The organism is Paenibacillus sp. JDR-2 (genome assembly GCF_000023585.1).
Classification (GTDB): domain Bacteria; phylum Bacillota; class Bacilli; order Paenibacillales; family Paenibacillaceae; genus Pristimantibacillus.
This window is the reverse complement of the sequence record NC_012914.1, coordinates 187,389-205,000: the sequence shown is the minus strand read 5'-3', so window position 1 is coordinate 205,000 and position 17,612 is coordinate 187,389. Positions and strand designations below refer to the sequence as shown.

The following is a 17,612-nucleotide window of genomic DNA, read 5'->3' as shown; positions in this document are numbered from 1 at the left end:
ATTTTTTTCGCAAACTTAGAGTACAATTTAATCAAGTAGGCATGATCGGTGCGTACATGGAATCTGACCCTATTAATCTCGGTATACTCTTCCATGACATGATTCGTCCATCGAGCGAAGCCTTTATAGAATTGCATGCCGCTTCGATAGGAAGAAGATAGAATCGCCGACTCAATAAACACCGTATAGCCTTTCGCCTCCAACCGATATTGAATATAACCCTGCAGTTCACCATTCTCGTCATCAAATAACATCAGCCGGCTCTCATTCAAGGAAAGCGTCAAATGTGCTATAGCGTCGTAAAACAATAACCGTTCGTCAAATTCACAGCTATTCGCGAGAAAATATCGGGCAAATCTCGCATAATCTCGATCCTGATTGCAAGTTGCCGGGAAAAGACGGCCCAATACGATTTCCTCCTTCAAGCCTGCGCATTCCGAGGGCCTTTTCTTTACGCCAATGTTTCTCGCTTGAATTTTGCTAAATACGCATTTAAATGATGCAAAGTAACCCGATAGCCGACAGCCAGCTCCCCGACTTCGTTCCGTTCGGCGAACTTATTGAACAACCTTATTGCGTAGTCATCCTTCCCCGTCCAAAAAACCAGCTCAGTCACTACCTCTTTAAGCTCGGTTAAATGTTTGGCAAGCACCTGTAATCCACGAAGAAACAGCCTCGAAAACCTATATGATTCAGATAGAAGAGCTACTTGCAGCTGCACGATATGCCGATCTTCATAGTTGCCTTCTCCCGTGCCATGAATATAGCCGAATGCACCGATAGCTTCCCCCTCATTGTCCAGACAAAGAAAACATTCCTGTCCCATTAAAATAGGGCTGGCGATAAAGCCGAAAGCAACGAGGAATGGATACGGCAGTCGTAAATTCTCATAATTCGCCAAAAGAAAATCCACGTACTTTCGTTGATAGGCCTCGGTTGCACATACGAAAAACGATGCATGCATAAAAACTCCTCTTTCTTTTGTTTCATTATAGAAGAAATTAACAAAAGCCAATACCAACTTTAGTTACCCAACATCCATCTTAAACTAAAATTTATACCATAAAGTGGTTTAAGTTCCCATAATCCTCTAATAATATGGAGCCGCTAAGCATGACAGTGGGTATGCAATAATGCCCATCGACACCATGCCTCCTCATTAAAAAGAATATCGGTTACGCCCATTCCCTTATCTCCGCTCCTACATACAATGTTTTAGCCCATCATATAAGGAGTGACAAGATCATGTCCTTTTTCCCACCTTTCGGCCCTCCAGGATTCCCTGGACAGCCGGGACCGCCGGGACCCCCGGGACCTCCGGGACCGCCCGGGCAACCAGGCCAGCCAATGGCACCTAGTTCACCTCCGCCAGGATTCATTCCTCAACAACCTGCGGTTCAGCCGTTTGCTGTTGACCCTGGCGCGATTTCCCGTTGTATGTTCAGGAACACTTACATTTGGTTAAGAAATGGAAATCAATTCTGGTTTTTCCCCGTTTTCTTAGGGCGCACATCGGTTGCGGGTTTTCAATGGAACGGAAGGTTCTGGATGTACACAGGTCTCAGCCTGCAGTCCATTCAATCATTTACATGTGTCTAACTAAACACGAAAAAAGCTCCATCCCTAGTGGGACGGAGCTTTTTTCGTGTTTAGAAAAAACAAAAACCACATCCTCATGCGGATGTGGTTCATGATGGTGGAGGCGAGGGGATTTGAACCCCTGTCCGAAGACAACGCCACACAGGCTTCTACGGGTGTAGTCACAGTATTGATGTCACCCGAGCGTCGTCCCGTAACCGACTACGCGTTGGGTCAGCCTGATTATCTTCTTCCGTCGACCCCAGGCGGAGACCGAACGGCGTATCCCACTACTTGTTAGCCCCTAGTCTAGTCACATGGGCGATGCTAGGTAGGAGCACGCTCACAGGTTATTAAGCTGCGAAAGCGTAAGTTTGTTGTTGTTTGCCATTTAATAGGCTTTAGCGTTGATGAAGCAGACGACTCCCTGCTACCCGCAACCCATGCTCGTACTATCCCCGTCGAATCCATAAACGCCCCCAATATCGCATAAACGGTATATTTCGACCGCTTAGCTGTAAAGAACGCCCGGAATGAGGTGAAGCGCTTCTGCGCTATTCATTACAAGCAAGTACTACTTCATACATTTGTTGAAGCGGCGCTTCATATCCCTTAGCGCAACTTTAGTATAACACGAACTCGATCGGTAATGCTCGGTTTCTTAATGCCAATGATGGCGGAAAGCTGGAACCTGAACCAGCGAGTGAAGCAAATGCCATTTATCTTGCGACTTTCTGCTTCTCGCGCAACGCACGCTGGATATCCCGTTGAGCATCCCGCTTCGCGGCCGTATCGCGCTTATCATATTGCTTCTTACCTTTACCAAGACCAATCAGCAGCTTCGCGTAGCCGTTGCGGACATAAATCTTCAGCGGCACAATCGAGTAGCCCTCCTGCTTGGATTGGCCGAGCAGCTTATGAATTTGCTGCTTGTGGAGCAGCAGCTTCCGAGCGCGAGTCGGATCAGTCGGGTTATGGCGGTTGCCCTGATCAAAAGGACTGATATGCATGTTATGAATAAACATCTCGCCATTCCGGATCGTTGCAAACGCATCGCTAATATTCGCTTTACCCATGCGAAGAGCCTTGATCTCCGTGCCCATCAGCACGATTCCCGCTTCATACGTATCCTCAATGAAGTAATCATGGGAAGCTTTTTTGTTTTGAGCAAGCTGTTTTCCGTCATTTTTCTTAGCACCCACAGCGGTTCACCTCATTTTTGTTTACGCATTCCGAGAGAAAAGCGTTATTAGAAATTCATTGTAACAACTTTATAATTCTAAAGCAAGACTCGAAAATACATCGCTTACATAAACAAAAAAACCGCCCCGTTAAGGGCGGTCTTCGTTCGTTAAATTAAGCTATTACAGCTTAACAACGTTCTCAGCTTGTGGTCCGCGGTTGCCTTGAACAACGTTGAACTCAACGCGTTGGCCTTCTTCAAGAGTCTTGAAGCCTTCGCCAACGATTGCGGAGAAGTGTACGAATACGTCATTGCCGCCTTCAACTTCGATGAAGCCGAAACCTTTCTCAGCGTTGAACCATTTAACTGTACCTTGTTGCATGTGTATTACCTCCAAAAATGTATTAATATGCGCCTATTTCGTATCGAAACAAAAAATTCACACATTGAAAAAGGTCCATGACTTAAATGACACCCTTTTCAATATGTGAATTCAGGTTCATATCATCAATTGCTTTGAGTGTACTATACCCAAAATCAAAAATCAAGCGACAAGCTTAAATATATTTTCCCAGCTTATCCAAGGAAAACGGCGCTGCTTCCCCGCAGCCTGCGCCCCGCCAAGCAGCGCCGTTATTTAAAGTTATAGTACGTCTTTCATGTAAATATTTATTTACGTTTCTTGCGGACAAATGCGGCTGTGGAATTGCCGCCGCCATTCCCGCTACCGCCCCCGCCATTTCTTTTCCTCTTCTTGTTTTTCCCTTCTTCGCCGGAATTATTCACTCCGCTCGAAGAATTAGCATCGCTTCGCTGACCTCCGCCGCCTCCGCTGCGGTTGCCCCGGCCGCCGCGCCTGCCGCGGCCGCCATCAAAGGCAGAACCTTGATCCGGATCTTCGCCCGTATCGGCGTCTCTGCCGCGGCTGCCGCTAATCGGCAGCCCCCACATATCCGTGCGCGGCCTTGCCCCGCGCACTTGCCGCCCTTGCTCGAGCGGCTTCGCCTGCTCTTGCCAAGGCGAACGCTCCGCCGCGCCTTCGGCCGCGCGGCTCGCGCCCCCGGCTGCTCCGCCGTCAGCGCCACCGCGCTTCCGCTTCGCATTTCCTTGCGCGCCGCTATGCTCGGCGCGCTTAGCGCCATCGCGGCCGCCCTTGCTCGGGCCGCGGTCATTCCGCTCGCCGCGGCCATCGCCGGCGCGGCTTTCCTTCCCACGGCGGCCTTTATCTCCGCCGCGTCCAACTACCGCGCCCGTGTCCCCGCCGCGGCTGAAACCTCCGCGCTTGCGGCCGCCTCCGTTGCGCGCGCCGAACCCTGCATCCGCGACACCGCGGAAATCGCTGCGCGGCTTCATGTCCACCATCTCGAAATCGATAGTGTAATCGTCCATGTTCACCTGCGCCACCCGGATTTTCACTTCATCGCCAATGCGGTATACCTTCGAGGTACGCTCGCCGATCAGCACCATATGAAGCTCATGGAAGTGGTAATAATCATCCGTCAGACCGCTCAGCCGGATAAGGCCTTCCACCGTATTATCCAATTCGACAAACATGCCGAAGCTTGTCACGCTGCTGATAATGCCATCGAATTCCTCGCCGACTTTATCCAGCATGAATTCGCATTTTTTAAGTTTATCCGTATCCCGTTCCGCATCAACCGCAACGCGTTCGCGTTCGGAAGAATGCTGTGCGATATCCGGCATCCGGGCTGCCAGCGCTTCATTGCGTATCTCCGGTAATGCCCCGCCGTTTTCGAGCACCTCGCGGATAACCCGGTGAATCACAAGGTCCGGATAACGCCGGATCGGCGATGTGAAGTGGGAGTAGAACTCCGCCGCAAGTCCAAAGTGGCCCAAGCTCTCCGCATCGTACTTCGCCTGCTTCATCGAACGGAGCATGACGGTCGAAATAACCGTTTCTTCCTTTGTGCCGTGGATCTCCTCAAGAAGCGTTTGCAAAGCGCGCGGATGAACCGAATTGCCCTTGCCCTTCACGACATAACCGAAGTTCGAAGCGAACTGCATGAAGTGAAGCAGCTTCTCCTGATCCGGATCCTCGTGAATCCGGTACAGGAAAGGCACGCGAAGCCAATGGAAATGCTCGGCCACCGTTTCGTTCGCCGCCAGCATGAACTCTTCAATAATCTGCTCGGCAACAGAACGTTCGCGCTTCACGATGTCAACGGCTTTGCCTTCCTTATCCACGATAACCTTCGATTCCTGAAAATCAAAGTCGATTGCGCCGCGCTTCATCCGTTTCTTCCGAAGCTTCATCGCAAGCTCTTCCATGAGAGTGAACATGTCGAGCAGATCAGCATAGCGTTCCTTAAGCTCAGTCTCCGGCTCTTCTTCGGTAGCCATTAAGATCTTGCGCACATTCGTATAAGTCATGCGCTCTTTCGTCTTAATGACGCTTGTGAAAATATCGTGACGAACACGCTTCAGCTTGGAGTCAAACTCCATCTCGCAAGAAAGCGTAAGGCGGTCTACTTGAGGATTCAGCGAGCAAATCCCGTTCGACAAACGGTGCGGCAGCATCGGAATAACCCGGTCCACCAAGTAAACGCTGCAGCCGCGGCGAAAAGCTTCCTGGTCAAGCGCCGAACGCTCCTTCACATAGTAGCCAACGTCGGCGATATGAACGCCAAGCAGATAGTTGCCGTTCTCAAGCCGCTTCACATGGACCGCGTCATCAAGGTCCTTCGCGTCTTCCCCGTCAATGGTCACAATCACTTCTCCGCGAAGATCGCGGCGGCCTTGTTCAACAATCTCTTCTTCGGTGATGGAGTCCGGAGCCGCCTCGGCCTCGGCCATCACTTCATCCGAGAAGCCTTCGGGCAGCTGATGCTTGCGGATAATGGACAAAATGTCGATGCCCGGATCGTTCTTATGTCCGAGAATTTCGATAATTTCGCCTTGCGCCGCAGAACGTCCTTCCGGATAGGAAGTAATCTTCACGACCACCTTCTGACCGGTTACCGCTCCCTGGAACTCACCCTTCGGAATAAAAATATCCCGGTTAATCCGTTTATCGTCCGGAACAACAAAGCCAAATGCCTCATGGCTTTCGAACGTACCCACTACCTGTGTTACGGCACGCTGCACAATACGGACGACCTCGCCTTCCATCCGGCCTCCGCCTTCGCTTTGCGAAGTAATGCGCACCAGCGCGATATCGCCGTTCATCGCGCTCTTCTGATCGTTTGCATGTATGTAAACATCAGGATGGTCTTTCTCGTCAGGCAATAAAAATGCGAAGCCTTTCGCATGCGCCTGGATTTTCCCTCTCAGGAGGTTCATACGCTCCGGAACGCCATAGCGTTCATTGCGCGTCCGAATGACTTTGCCCTCTTCCTCGAGCTGATTAAGCAGCTTCAGAAATTCTTTGAATTCCGCCGCGTCGTTAATCCCGAAATGTTGTTCCAGCTCCTGATAAGTCATCGGCTTGTAAGCCGTCTCCCGCATAAAATCAAGAAGTCCCTGCTCTTGCATCATAGTTTTCCTTGTCACCTCATACACCGGAGGCTTTCCCTACCGCCATCCAGCTACCGGTTGATAGATTATCATATACCGTTAAGTATACACGAAATCATTCCTTAGCATCCGTAAAAGCCCGGAAAAAACAAAAAACGGAGGTTTCCCTCCGTTTCTGAGTACGAATCAAGATTAATTAAACTTTAACGACGTATGCTACAACTAGAGCCAGGATAAAGAATCCGCTTGCCAGCCCTACTGTTAAACGCTGAAGGAACAAGTCCAGACCGCGAGCTTTCTGCTTGCCGAACAAATGCTCAGCACCGCCAGTGATCGCACCAGACAAACCAGCGCTTTTCCCTTTTTGAAGCAATACAACCGCGATCAATCCAACTGCGAAAATAACGAGCAAAATCTTCCAAAAGATTTCCATTTGATCCACCTCCAGCATAGGAGCTCCGTAAAACACATAAATTGATTTTATCATAGGCGGACAAGTAATTCAATAGTTTCAAATTTCGGATTGAATTCCATTAAACAGCAAAAAAAGGCATCCCCTCACCGGGATGCCTTTTTTATTTTACCGAAAAAACTTATTTGAAGTTTTTCAGGTTGTAGAATGCCGATTTGCCTGCATATTGAGCAACCGAACCCAGTTGGTCTTCGATGCGGAGCAATTGGTTGTATTTCGCTACGCGGTCCGTACGGGACGGAGCGCCTGTTTTGATTTGGCCAGCGTTAGTAGCAACCGCGATGTCAGCGATTGTGCTGTCTTCGCTTTCGCCGGAACGGTGGGAGATAACCGCCGTGTAACCAGCGCGTTTCGCCATTTCGATCGCGTCGAATGTTTCAGTAAGCGAACCGATTTGGTTAACTTTAACGAGGATGGAGTTACCCACGCCTTTTTCGATACCGTCGGAAAGACGCTCTGTGTTTGTAACGAACAGGTCATCACCAACGAGCTGTACTTTGCCGCCGAGTTTGTCAGTGAGCAATTTCCAACCTTCCCAGTCGTCTTCGGAGCAGCCGTCTTCGATTGTGATGATTGGGTACTTTTCAACCCACGAAGCAAGCAGGTCAACGAATTCTGCGGAAGTGAAGGATTTGCCTTCGCCTTCGAGGTGGTATTTGCCGTCTTTGTAGAACTCAGTGGAAGCTACGTCCATGCCGAGGAATACGTCAACGCCTGGTTTGTAGCCAGCAAGCTCGATCGCGGCGATGATTGTTGTGATTGCTTCTTCGTTGGAACCAAGGTTAGGAGCGAAGCCGCCCTCGTCGCCTACTGCTGTGTTCAGGCCTTTGTCTTTCAGAACCGATTTCAGGTTGTGGAAGATTTCAGCGCCGATACGAAGAGCTTCTTTGAATGTTGGAGCGCCAACCGGCAGAACCATGAACTCTTGTACGTCAATATTGTTGTCCGCATGTTCGCCGCCGTTGATGATGTTCATCATTGGAACCGGCAGAGTTTTTGCGTTGAAGCCGCCGAGGTAAGTGTACAGGGACACGTTCAGCGCGTCAGCTGCAGCGCGTGCAACAGCCATCGAAACAGCCAGAATTGCGTTAGCGCCAAGCTTAGCTTTGTTAGGAGTACCGTCAAGCTCGATCATTTTGCGGTCGATAGCTACTTGATCAAGAGCGTCCAGACCGATGATTTCAGGTGCGATAATTGCGTTAACGTTCTCAACCGCTTTTTCTACACCTTTGCCCAGGTAACGGCCTTTGTCGCCGTCGCGAAGCTCAACAGCTTCATAAGCGCCAGTGGATGCGCCGGATGGAACGATTGCGCGGCCTTTGCCGCCGGATTCCAGGGATACTTCTACTTCTACAGTTGGATTCCCGCGGGAATCCAGCACTTCGCGTGCGTACACGTCAACGATGATAGACATTTGAGTAACACTCCTTAATTTAAGTTATTTATAGGGTTGAAGCATGGAAAACAAGCTGTTTTGATTCTACCTTGAAACTTACTTCCGAATCAATGTTGTACCTGTCATTTGCTCTGGTTTAACCAGTTCCAGCAGGTCAAGAACCGTCGGAGCCAGGTCAGCCAGAATGCCGCCTTCGCGAAGCTCTCCGCCAGCGACTGTAACGATACAAGGAACCGGGTTCGTTGTATGCGCAGTGAACGGACGTCCGTTTTCGTCGAATACCATGTCCGCGTTTCCGTGGTCAGCCGTGATGATTGCTACGCCGCCTTTTGCAAGGACAGCTTCCACCACTTGGCCCAGACATTCGTCAGTTGCTTCCACCGCTTTGATTGTCGGCTCCAGCATGCCGGAGTGACCTACCATGTCAGGGTTAGCAAAGTTAAGAATGATAGCGTCGTGCTTGTCTGCTTCAATTTCTCTAACTGCCGCTGCTGCAACTTCGTATGCGCTCATTTCCGGCTGCAGATCGTAAGTTGCGACCTTCGGCGAACTGATCAGAACACGCGTCTCGCCCGGAAGCTCAACATCGCGGCCGCCGCTGAAGAAGAACGTTACATGCGGGTATTTCTCGGTTTCCGCAATACGCAATTGCTTCTTGTTGTTTTGAACGAGCACTTCACCGAGGGTGTTGTCCAAGTTCTTAGGGGAGTAAGCCACATAACCGCCGATTGTCTCGCTGAACAGTGTCAGGCAGACAAAATGCAGGTTTTTAGGGCATTTCTCGCCACGGTCAAAGCCACGGAAATCTTCGTTGGTGAAAACTTGGCCAAGCTGGATCGCACGGTCAGGACGGAAGTTGAAGAAGACGATGGAGTCTTCCGATTCAACCAGGCCTACCGGCTTATCGTTCTCGCCAACGATAACCGTTGGCATAACGAATTCATCATAAACGGATTTTTCGTAGGATTCAACTACAGCCTTGATTGGATCAGTGTATTTAGGACCATCGCCGTAAACCATAGCGCGGTACGACTTCTCCGTACGCTCCCAACGCTTGTCGCGGTCCATTGCGTAGTAGCGGCCTTGAACGGTAGCGATCTGGCCTACGCCCACTTCTTCAATCTTCGCTTGCAGCTGTTCCAAGTAACCCTTCGCGCTGTCTGGAGCAACGTCGCGGCCATCGAGGAAGGCATGAATGAATACTTCGTTCAGCTCCTCTTTCTTAGCCAGTTCCAGAAGGGCAAACAGGTGAGCAATATGGCTGTGCACGCCGCCGTCGGACAGCAGTCCGTACAGGTGAAGCTTCTTGCCGTTCGCTTTCGCGTGGCGAACCGCCCCAAGAAGCGTCTCGTTATCGAAAAATTCACCGTCGCGGATCGACTTCGAAATGCGAGTCAGATCCTGATAAACGATACGGCCAGCGCCGATGTTCAGGTGACCAACCTCGGAGTTGCCCATTTGGCCATCCGGCAAACCTACTGCTTCACCGGAAGCAGTAAGGGTTGTGTGCGGATATGTCGACCAGTAACGGTCGTAGTTTGGCTTTTTCGCTTGCGCAACGGCATTGCCGGTTACGTCGTCGCGAAGGCCAAAGCCGTCGAGAATAATCAGCGCAACTGGTTTCGGAGCCATCTTACTTGGCCCCCTCAACGAGTGCGATATAGGAAGCCGGTTCAAGCGATGCGCCGCCGACAAGAGCGCCGTCGATATCCGCTTGTCCCATGTATTCTGCAACGTTGTTAGGTTTTACGCTGCCGCCGTATTGGATACGAACCGCTTCAGCCGTTGCTGCATCGTAGAGATCAGCAACTACGCTGCGGATGTAACCGATCACGTCTTGCGCGTCTTCGGAAGTCGAGGATTTGCCAGTGCCGATCGCCCAGATTGGCTCATATGCGATAACAACTTCAGCAGCTTGAGCTGCCGACAGGCCTTCAAAAGCCGCCTCGGTTTGCACTTTGCAAACATCCTTCGTTTGGTTAGCTTCGCGCTCTTCGAGCTTTTCGCCGACGCAAACGATTGGCGTAATGCCGTGTTTGAATGCTGAATGCATTTTTTTGTTAACGATCTCGTCTGTCTCAGCGAAGTAAGCACGACGCTCGGAGTGACCGATAATAACGTACTTCACGCCAAGGTCCTTCAGCATAACGCCGCTGATTTCGCCTGTGAATGCACCGTTGTCTTCGAAGTGCAGGTTTTGCGCGCCAATTGCGATCGACGTGCCTTTTGCTGCTTCAACAAGCGCGGGAAGAGTTGTGTAAGGAGCGCAAATTACGCTCTCTACGCCAGCAACTTCAGCCTTGCCTTTGACTTCGGAGAAGAACGATACGGCTTCGGAAACGGTTTTGAACATTTTCCAGTTACCTGCAATGATAGGTGTTCTGCTCATCGTATATTCCCTCGTTTCTTAATTATATAATTCTTTCTTATTTATCGTTAAGAGCCACAACGCCTGGAAGTGCTTTGCCTTCCATGAATTCCAGGGAAGCGCCGCCGCCAGTCGAGATGTGATCCATTTTGTCTGCCACGCCGAATTTCTCAGCAGCCGCAGCGGAGTCGCCGCCGCCGATTACCGTGTAACCAGCTGTTTCCGCACAAGCGTTAGCAACCGCACGTGTACCGTGGGAGAATGGCTCGATTTCGAATACGCCCATTGGTCCGTTCCAAACAACCAGCTTGGAGTTTTTGATAACGTCAGCGTAAATTTCGCGAGTTTTAGGACCGATGTCGATGCCTTCCCAGTCAGCTGGGATGCCGTCTACGTCAACGATCTTGGTGTTAGCATCTTTGCTGAACTCGTCAGTAACAACGATATCAACAGGGATCAGGAAGTTTTTGCCCAGCGTTTTTGCTTTCTCGATGAACTCAAGAGCCAGATCCAGCTTGGAGTTGTCAACGAGCGATTGGCCGATTTCATGACCTTGCGCTTTGAAGAAGGTGTAAGACAAGCCGCCGCCGATGATAATGTTATCAGCGATCTCGATCATTTTGTTGATAACGTCGATTTTGTCTTTTACTTTCGAACCGCCAACGATCGCCGTGAAAGGACGTTCAGGGTTGTTCAGCGCTTTGCCGAGAACATCAAGCTCGCGCTCCATCAAGAGACCCGATACTGCAGGCAGGTGGTGCGCAATGCCTTCTGTCGAAGCGTGGGCGCGGTGAGCAGCACCAAATGCATCGTTTACGAACAGATCAGCCAGCTCAGCGAATTGCTTAGCCAGTTCCGGATCGTTCTTTTCTTCGCCAGCGTGGAAACGAACGTTCTCAAGCAAGAGTACGTCGCCGTTATTCAGCGCGTTAATTTGTGCTTTCACTTCTTCACCAACGGAGTCGTTAGCTTTAACAACCGGTTTGCCAAGAAGCTCGGACAGACGTACAGCAGAAGCTGTGTGACGCAGTTCTTCAACCACTTCACCGTTTGGACGGCCAAGGTGGCTCGCGAGGATAACTTTAGCGCCTTTTTCGATCAAATAGTTGATCGTAGGAAGCGTTTCGCGGATACGCTTGTCGTCAGTAATTTTGCCATCTTCGAGTGGTACGTTGAAATCGACGCGTACAAATACGCGTTTGCCTGCTACTTCTACGTCACGAACACTTTTCTTATTCAATGGTGTTGCCTCCCTGATTATGAAGTTGAAAGCATATATGATTTAAAGCTTAAACAGCAGTAAAAAAGGCGTTCCTTCTCGCAAGAAGGAACGCCTTCGCCTAATATCCACTTAAGTGGAGCCGCAGACTAAGCGTATCCCGGAGCTTCAAACTCCGGGACGAAAGCGTTCCATGCGATTGTGGAATAGCGCGTGTATCTTACAGACCTTTGCTTGCCACGAATGCAGCGAGGTCAACTACACGGTTCGAGTAGCCCCACTCGTTGTCGTACCAGGAAATAACTTTAACCATGTTGCCTTCTACTACCATAGTCGACAGAGCGTCGATTGTGGAGGAAGCTGGGTCGCTGTTGTAGTCGCTGGATACCAGTGGCAGTTCGTTGTAGTTCAGAATGCCTTTAAGAGCGCCTTCGGAAGCTTCTTTCAGAGCTGCGTTAACTTCTTCAACAGTAACGTTAACTTTCAGTTCAGCAACCAGGTCAGTTACGGAAACGTTAGGCGTAGGAACGCGCATAGCCATACCGTTCAGTTTGCCTTTCAGTTCTGGCAGAACCAGGGATACTGCTTTTGCAGCGCCTGTCGACGAAGGAATGATGTTCTCAGCAGCTGCGCGAGCACGACGCAGGTCTTTGTGAGGAACGTCCAGTACGGCTTGGTCGTTTGTGTACGAGTGAATTGTAGTCATCATACCTTTAACGATACCGAATTTGTCGTTCAATACTTTTGCGAATGGTGCAAGACAGTTCGTTGTGCAAGAAGCGTTGGAGATTACAGTGTGCGATGCAGCATCGTACTTGTCTTCGTTAACGCCCATAACGATTGTGATGTCTTCGTTAGTTGCTGGAGCGGAGATGATAACTTTTTTAGCGCCGCCTTTAAGGTGAAGCTCAGCTTTTTCTTTCGCTGTGAAGATACCAGTGGATTCAACAACGATTTCAGCGCCTACGGAGCCCCATGCAAGGTTCTCAGGGTTACGTTCAGCAAATACTTTGATTTCTTTGCCGTTAACGATAATTGCGCCTTCTTGTGCTTCAACCGTAGCATCCAGAGTGCCGTGAGTTGTGTCATATTTCAGCAGGTGTGCAAGTGTTTTAGTGTCAGTCAGGTCATTTACCGCAACTACCTCAACATTAGGGTTGTTCAGCGATGCGCGGAACACGTTACGACCGATACGACCAAATCCGTTAATACCAATTTTAACCATTTTAAATTCCTCCTAAGCTTTTAAATGACTATGGTATATATTTCAAAACGTTTTGCAGCAGAGCCTGCCGCAAATCGTTAAGATAACGATTGCTGTTGTTCATCGATAATCGCGGACATCTCAAGAGCTGCCGCTTCATCGGTGACAAGTACATCATTGTGCCCAAATTTCATAATGGCTGCTATAGCTTCACCTTTGCTATGGCCGCCTGCAACTCCAATAACAACTTCAGTCTTCACAATATCCTCGAGTCGTAATCCTACGGTCTGCATTTTGTGAACAACTTCGCCGTTACGGTCGAAATAAAAACCAAAAGCTTCAGCCAATGCTCCATCCGCGGCCATCGCTTCCACCAGTTCAGGATTCAGCTTTCTGCGCCGGGCCATCACCATAGCGTCCCCGATCCCGTGAACGACGATTCTGGCGCTTCGGACAACCTCGACAATATCGCGGATATTCGGTTCCTGCATCATGGATGCGTAGGCTTCGTCACCTAAATGATCCGGCACATGGAGCATCCGGTAATTGGCGCCTGTACGCTTCGCCATTGTTGATGCAATGGTATTGGCTTGATAATCGAGACTTTCACCAAGTCCGCCTCTCGCCGGTACAAACCAGTTGTTCTTGAGCGGTGTTGTCGAAGTTAATTGGTTCGCTACCTGAGCGATTGTCGTTCCGCCGGTTACAGCCACGACATCGTTTGGCTCCATCACTTTGCGAAGCACCTGGCAAGCCGCTCTTCCAAGCTCCCGCTTCGATTGCTCCGACTCCTCGGAATCGCCTGCTACAATAATGACCTGCGATAATCCGAAGTGACTCCTGATCTTCTCTTCCAGATCGGACAAGCCGAATAACGTTTTGTAGAAGGGTTCCAATTGCTCAAGCAATTGCTTGCCCGCTTCACTGATCCGCATCCCCGCCGTATGAATCTCCAGCAGACCTTGCGATTTCAGAAAATCCGTTTCCGCCCTCAGTACCCGCTCGGTCATCCCTAAGGAATTGGCGAGCGTCCTCCGGCCTATCAGATCGGACAACATCACTTGGCGCAATATCGAGTAACGCTTCTTCATTACGTCAAGCAAATCTGGGAGAAGCTGCTGCTGCAGCTCAATAATGTGACGCATCCTCTACTTTTCACTCCACCCGTCAATAGGCGTAATGGGCTTTCAGGGGATGGACGTTAAACGTCCCGCATACTCACTTTAAGTCCCACCTCTATTTTAGCTAAAAACATTTCACATGGCAAGTCAGCAATCGCCGATGAAAGCGTTTGTATTCACGATTTGCTCAAATTTATTTTTCTCATCTATCTTGCTTTCTACAATAGAATCGCGTATACTAAGTTTTGCTGTTGCTTTCTTATGCAAATATGCGCCCGTGGTCCAATGGATATGACGTAGGCCTCCGGAGCCTGAGATCTAGGTTCGATTCCTAGCGGGCGCGCCATTTAACTTTACCTTAACGCTATACATAAACATGAACCGTCCTCGATGAGGGTGGTTTTTTTGTTTTTCTGGAAAATTGAGTTTGACTATCTTTGACTTTTGTTTGATCATCCGCTAGAATGGGAATCAGTAATACCATCTTTGCTATTTTGAGGAGGGGACTTGGTTGGATATGAATTTCGTTCCTATGGTTATTGAACAGAGCAATCGCGGAGAACGCGCTTACGACATTTACTCCCGCCTTCTGAAGGATCGCATCATCTTCCTCGGGTCAGGCGTAAACGATGTAGTAGCCAACTCCATTATTGCTCAGATGCTGTTCCTTGCAGCAGAAGATCCTGAGAAAGATATTTCTCTCTACATTAACAGCCCTGGCGGATCCATTACGGCAGGCATGGCTATCTATGATACGATGCAATACATTAAACCCGATGTTTCGACGATTTGCGTCGGCATGGCGGCTTCGATGGGCGCTTTCTTGCTCACGGCCGGTGCCATTGGCAAACGTTATGCGCTTCCGAACAGCGAAGTGATGATCCATCAACCGCTTGGCGGCGCTGAAGGTCAAGCAAGCGATATCGAAATCCGCGCCCGCCGCATTATCAAAATGCGCGATAAGCTGAACGGCATCCTGGCTGAGCGTTCCGGACAACCTCTCGAGCGTATCGAGAAGGATACCGACCGCGATTACTTCATGAGCGCGGAAGAAGCACGTCAATACGGTCTGGTTGATAAAGTTATCGAGCGTATCTAACACATAAATAAAAAAGCGGCTGAACATGGAATACCATGAGCAGCCGCTTTTTTTGTCGTTTTTTTAAATCCAAAGAAAAAAGGACTATCCCATTGTCATTCAAAATGATGACTCGGGACACCCCTCTTTGTCGGTTCTTATTGGTTCTCCAGCTCTTCTTTGCTGACTAGCGCGACTAAAGCGTTTACAGCCTGTTCTGCATCCGAACCCTCTGCGCTGATATGAATCTCTGTGCCCGAGCTGATCGCAAGGCTCATGATACCCATAATGGATTTCGCATTTACTTTCTTGTCGTCTTTCTCAACAAATACTTCGGAGGAAAATTTGTTCGCTTCTTGAACGAATAATGCGGCAGGTCTAGCGTGCAAACCTGTTTTAAGACGAACGACAACCGGTAGCCTTGTCATGGTAACCATACCCCCTATACTATAATAAGTCTGGCAATTTCGCTTCAATGCTCAGCCTGACATGACTAATAACTTTAAAATGCAGCGTTGCATCTTGTATAAGACTTTTTGTTCATATTATATCATTATACCATCTGATGCACTAGGTTAAAAGTTTAGCCGTTGCGGATTTTTTCCGCAAGTTCATCAATTTTCCGCAGCCGGTGGTTAACGCCGGATTTGCTTACGGTCCCCTTCAGCATCTCCCCAACTTCCTTGAGGTTCATATCCGGATGCTGGAGCCTGATTTCGGCAACCTCTCTAAGCTTATCGGGAAGATTGTTTAGTCCGATTTCCTTTTGCAGCAGCTTGATATTATCGATTTGTCTGACGGCCGCGCCAATCGTTTTGTTTAGGTTAGCCGTTTCGCAGTTCACGATCCGGTTAACCGAGTTCCGCATGTCGCGCATAATACGGACATCCTCGAATTTGAACAAAGCCTGATGGGCGCCAATAATGTTCAGCAGCTCGATAATTTTCTCGCCCTCTTTGATGTAGAACACAAAGCCCTTCTTCCGCTCGATACATCTCGCGTTCAGCCCAAACTTATTGGCCAGCTCAACCAGTGCCTCGCAGTGCTCTTCGTACATCGATGAAATTTCAAGATGGTAGGAAGAGCCCTCCGGGTTGTTGACCGAACCGCCGGCAAGGAATGCTCCACGCAGATAGGATCGTTTGCAGCAAGGCTTCTTAATGATTTCCTTATCAATGCCCAAATTAAACACAAAGCCCTCGGATACAATTCTAAGCTCACTTAGTATTTCCTGTACCTTCGTCGGAATTCTGACGATATATACATTATTTTTTTTGAGGCGCATTTTTTTGCGGACAAGCAATTCCGTATGCACTTCAAAATGCTTCTTTAGCAAGGAGTAGATCCGGCGGGCAATTGCTGCGTTTTCGGTTGAGATGTCGAGGACGACTTTGCGGCTGGAGACGCTGACCGAGCCATTCATTCGAATGAGTGCGGATAATTCGGCACGTTCACAGCAGGTATCCGCCTCAACCATCGTCAGCTCTTTCTTCGTTTGGGCCGCAAATGACATCGCTTGTTCACCTCTTTCTTAACATCCAGTTTTCCACTAATTTATAAATATGATGACTAAGCCGCTCTGCGTCATGGCGCAGAAATGTCCGGTACAGCACGAGGCGGTCGGAGATTATTTCATATCCCAACCGGTTTACTTCGTCTATGTCCAGCTCTACCTGAGTAGAGCCCAGTTCCGCATACTTTTCCGCAACCTCCGGCGATATTTCCCCATCGTTGACCAGCACATAATCGAAAATCTTATGCCCGATATGATCTTTCACAGCCTTCAGATGATCGCTGACCGAATATCCATCGGTCTCCCCCGGCTGTGTCATTACATTGCAGACAAACAGCTTAACAGCCGTTGACTCCAGAATGGCCCGCGCTAACTTAGGTACGAGCAGATTCGGAATAATACTCGTATATAAGCTGCCCGGCCCAATCAGAATCGCATCGGCTTGCTCAATGGCTTCAATTGCCTCCGGAAGAGGCTCTACATTGTCGGGCTCTATAAATACCCGCTTAATCTTCTTTCCGGCTTTCGGAATCATGGATTCCCCGACCACAACGGTACCGTCAGTCATTTCGGCTTTCAGCACGATAGCACGGCCCGCGGCAGGAAGCACACGTCCCCGCACGGCCAATACCTTGCTAAGCTCACGGACGCCCGTAACGAAATCGCCGGCAATGTCCGTCATTGCAGCCAGCATCAGATTACCAAGGCTATGCCCGGCTAATCCGGTACCGCTGGAGAAACGATATTGGAGCACTTCCGTCAATAGCGGCTCCGCATCCGCAAGTGCCATAATAACGTTGCGGATGTCGCCCGGAGGCGGAATCTGCAGTTCATTGCGCAGTACTCCCGAGCTTCCCCCGTCATCGGCGACCGTTACGATTGCAGTAATATCAAGAGGCTTCTCCTTAAGCCCCCGCAGCATCACCGACAAGCCGGTTCCGCCGCCTATTACAACAATCTTTGGCCGCCTTATAATTTTATGCCTATTCTGCATCCAATCACCCCG

17 protein-coding genes, 1 tRNA gene and 1 other RNA gene (1 of these 19 only partly in view) are annotated in these 17,612 nt (G+C 49.6%); 3 read left to right on the top strand and 16 right to left on the bottom strand.

Going from position 1 to position 17,612, the window contains the following annotated elements; genetic code table 11:
• Positions 1 to 407, bottom strand: the 5' portion of a protein-coding gene (locus PJDR2_RS01035; RefSeq protein ID WP_012772189.1) for an N-acetyltransferase. 94 nt of this gene lie to the left of the window's left edge; 407 of the gene's 501 nt are visible here — the first part of the coding sequence; the start codon lies at positions 405 to 407; the stop codon falls past the left edge of the window.
• A 44-nt stretch (positions 408 to 451) separates the two neighbouring features.
• A complete protein-coding gene (locus PJDR2_RS01030) occupies positions 452 to 964 on the bottom strand; it encodes a hypothetical protein (protein ID WP_012772188.1) in 513 nt (170 codons plus the stop codon).
• A gap of 281 nt (positions 965 to 1,245) precedes the next feature.
• Here PJDR2_RS01030 and PJDR2_RS33350 point away from each other — a divergent pair, with 281 nt between their 5' ends.
• Complete coding sequence (locus tag PJDR2_RS33350; RefSeq protein ID WP_085982377.1) at positions 1,246 to 1,599, top strand: transporter; 354 nt, start codon at positions 1,246 to 1,248, stop codon at positions 1,597 to 1,599.
• 95 nt (positions 1,600 to 1,694) lie between these two features.
• Here the strand turns inward: PJDR2_RS33350 and ssrA are convergent.
• From ssrA to PJDR2_RS00980, 11 genes are all read right to left on the bottom strand, one after another.
• Positions 1,695 to 2,059: a transfer-messenger RNA gene (gene ssrA / locus PJDR2_RS32280) on the bottom strand.
• A 238-nt stretch (positions 2,060 to 2,297) separates the two neighbouring features.
• On the bottom strand, positions 2,298 to 2,780 hold the full coding sequence (gene smpB / locus PJDR2_RS01025; protein WP_012772187.1) for an SsrA-binding protein SmpB: 483 nt from the start codon (positions 2,778 to 2,780) through the stop codon (positions 2,298 to 2,300).
• 162 nt (positions 2,781 to 2,942) lie between these two features.
• Entirely contained in the window at positions 2,943 to 3,143 is a 201-nt protein-coding gene (locus tag PJDR2_RS01020) for a cold-shock protein (protein ID WP_012772186.1), read from the bottom strand.
• A 287-nt stretch (positions 3,144 to 3,430) separates the two neighbouring features.
• Entirely contained in the window at positions 3,431 to 6,256 is a 2,826-nt protein-coding gene (gene rnr / locus PJDR2_RS01015; RefSeq protein ID WP_012772185.1) for a ribonuclease R, read from the bottom strand.
• A 175-nt stretch (positions 6,257 to 6,431) separates the two neighbouring features.
• Complete coding sequence (gene secG / locus PJDR2_RS01010; RefSeq protein ID WP_041613242.1) at positions 6,432 to 6,668, bottom strand: preprotein translocase subunit SecG; 237 nt, start codon at positions 6,666 to 6,668, stop codon at positions 6,432 to 6,434.
• Between the two features lie 160 nt (positions 6,669 to 6,828).
• Positions 6,829 to 8,121, bottom strand: coding sequence for a phosphopyruvate hydratase (gene eno, locus PJDR2_RS01005; RefSeq protein ID WP_012772183.1), 1,293 nt, complete (start codon positions 8,119 to 8,121; stop codon positions 6,829 to 6,831).
• 78 nt (positions 8,122 to 8,199) lie between these two features.
• The gene (gpmI, locus tag PJDR2_RS01000; protein WP_012772182.1) at positions 8,200 to 9,735 is read right to left on the bottom strand and encodes a 2,3-bisphosphoglycerate-independent phosphoglycerate mutase; all 1,536 of its coding nucleotides are present in this window, start codon (positions 9,733 to 9,735) and stop codon (positions 8,200 to 8,202) included.
• Between the two features lies 1 nt (position 9,736).
• Positions 9,737 to 10,492, bottom strand: coding sequence for a triose-phosphate isomerase (gene tpiA / locus PJDR2_RS00995; RefSeq protein WP_012772181.1), 756 nt, complete (start codon positions 10,490 to 10,492; stop codon positions 9,737 to 9,739).
• Positions 10,493 to 10,529: 37 nt separating this feature from the next.
• Entirely contained in the window at positions 10,530 to 11,711 is a 1,182-nt protein-coding gene (locus PJDR2_RS00990; RefSeq protein WP_012772180.1) for a phosphoglycerate kinase, read from the bottom strand.
• Between the two features lie 199 nt (positions 11,712 to 11,910).
• Positions 11,911 to 12,915, bottom strand: a complete 1,005-nt coding sequence (gene gap / locus PJDR2_RS00985; RefSeq protein ID WP_012772179.1) for a type I glyceraldehyde-3-phosphate dehydrogenase — start codon at positions 12,913 to 12,915, stop codon at positions 11,911 to 11,913.
• Between the two features lie 77 nt (positions 12,916 to 12,992).
• A complete protein-coding gene (locus tag PJDR2_RS00980; protein ID WP_012772178.1) occupies positions 12,993 to 14,039 on the bottom strand; it encodes a sugar-binding transcriptional regulator in 1,047 nt (348 codons plus the stop codon).
• A 247-nt stretch (positions 14,040 to 14,286) separates the two neighbouring features.
• On the opposite strand from PJDR2_RS00980, the gene PJDR2_RS00975 reads away from it, so the two are divergent.
• A tRNA-Arg gene (locus tag PJDR2_RS00975) sits at positions 14,287 to 14,361 on the top strand.
• 171 nt (positions 14,362 to 14,532) lie between these two features.
• Positions 14,533 to 15,114 (top strand): ATP-dependent Clp endopeptidase proteolytic subunit ClpP, encoded by a 582-nt coding sequence (gene clpP / locus PJDR2_RS00970; RefSeq protein WP_190276202.1) that lies wholly within the window; start codon positions 14,533 to 14,535, stop codon positions 15,112 to 15,114.
• A 137-nt stretch (positions 15,115 to 15,251) separates the two neighbouring features.
• Here the strand turns inward: clpP and PJDR2_RS00965 are convergent, their stop codons facing one another.
• From PJDR2_RS00965 to PJDR2_RS00955, 3 genes are all read right to left on the bottom strand, one after another.
• Positions 15,252 to 15,521 carry an HPr family phosphocarrier protein gene (locus PJDR2_RS00965; RefSeq protein WP_012772176.1) on the bottom strand — a complete coding sequence of 90 codons (270 nt, stop codon included), beginning with the start codon at positions 15,519 to 15,521 and terminating at the stop codon, positions 15,252 to 15,254.
• Positions 15,522 to 15,676: 155 nt separating this feature from the next.
• Complete coding sequence (whiA, locus tag PJDR2_RS00960; RefSeq protein ID WP_012772175.1) at positions 15,677 to 16,606, bottom strand: DNA-binding protein WhiA; 930 nt, start codon at positions 16,604 to 16,606, stop codon at positions 15,677 to 15,679.
• A 7-nt stretch (positions 16,607 to 16,613) separates the two neighbouring features.
• Positions 16,614 to 17,600 carry a gluconeogenesis factor YvcK family protein gene (locus PJDR2_RS00955; RefSeq protein ID WP_012772174.1) on the bottom strand — a complete coding sequence of 329 codons (987 nt, stop codon included), beginning with the start codon at positions 17,598 to 17,600 and terminating at the stop codon, positions 16,614 to 16,616.
• Positions 17,601 to 17,612 lie beyond the last annotated feature (12 nt).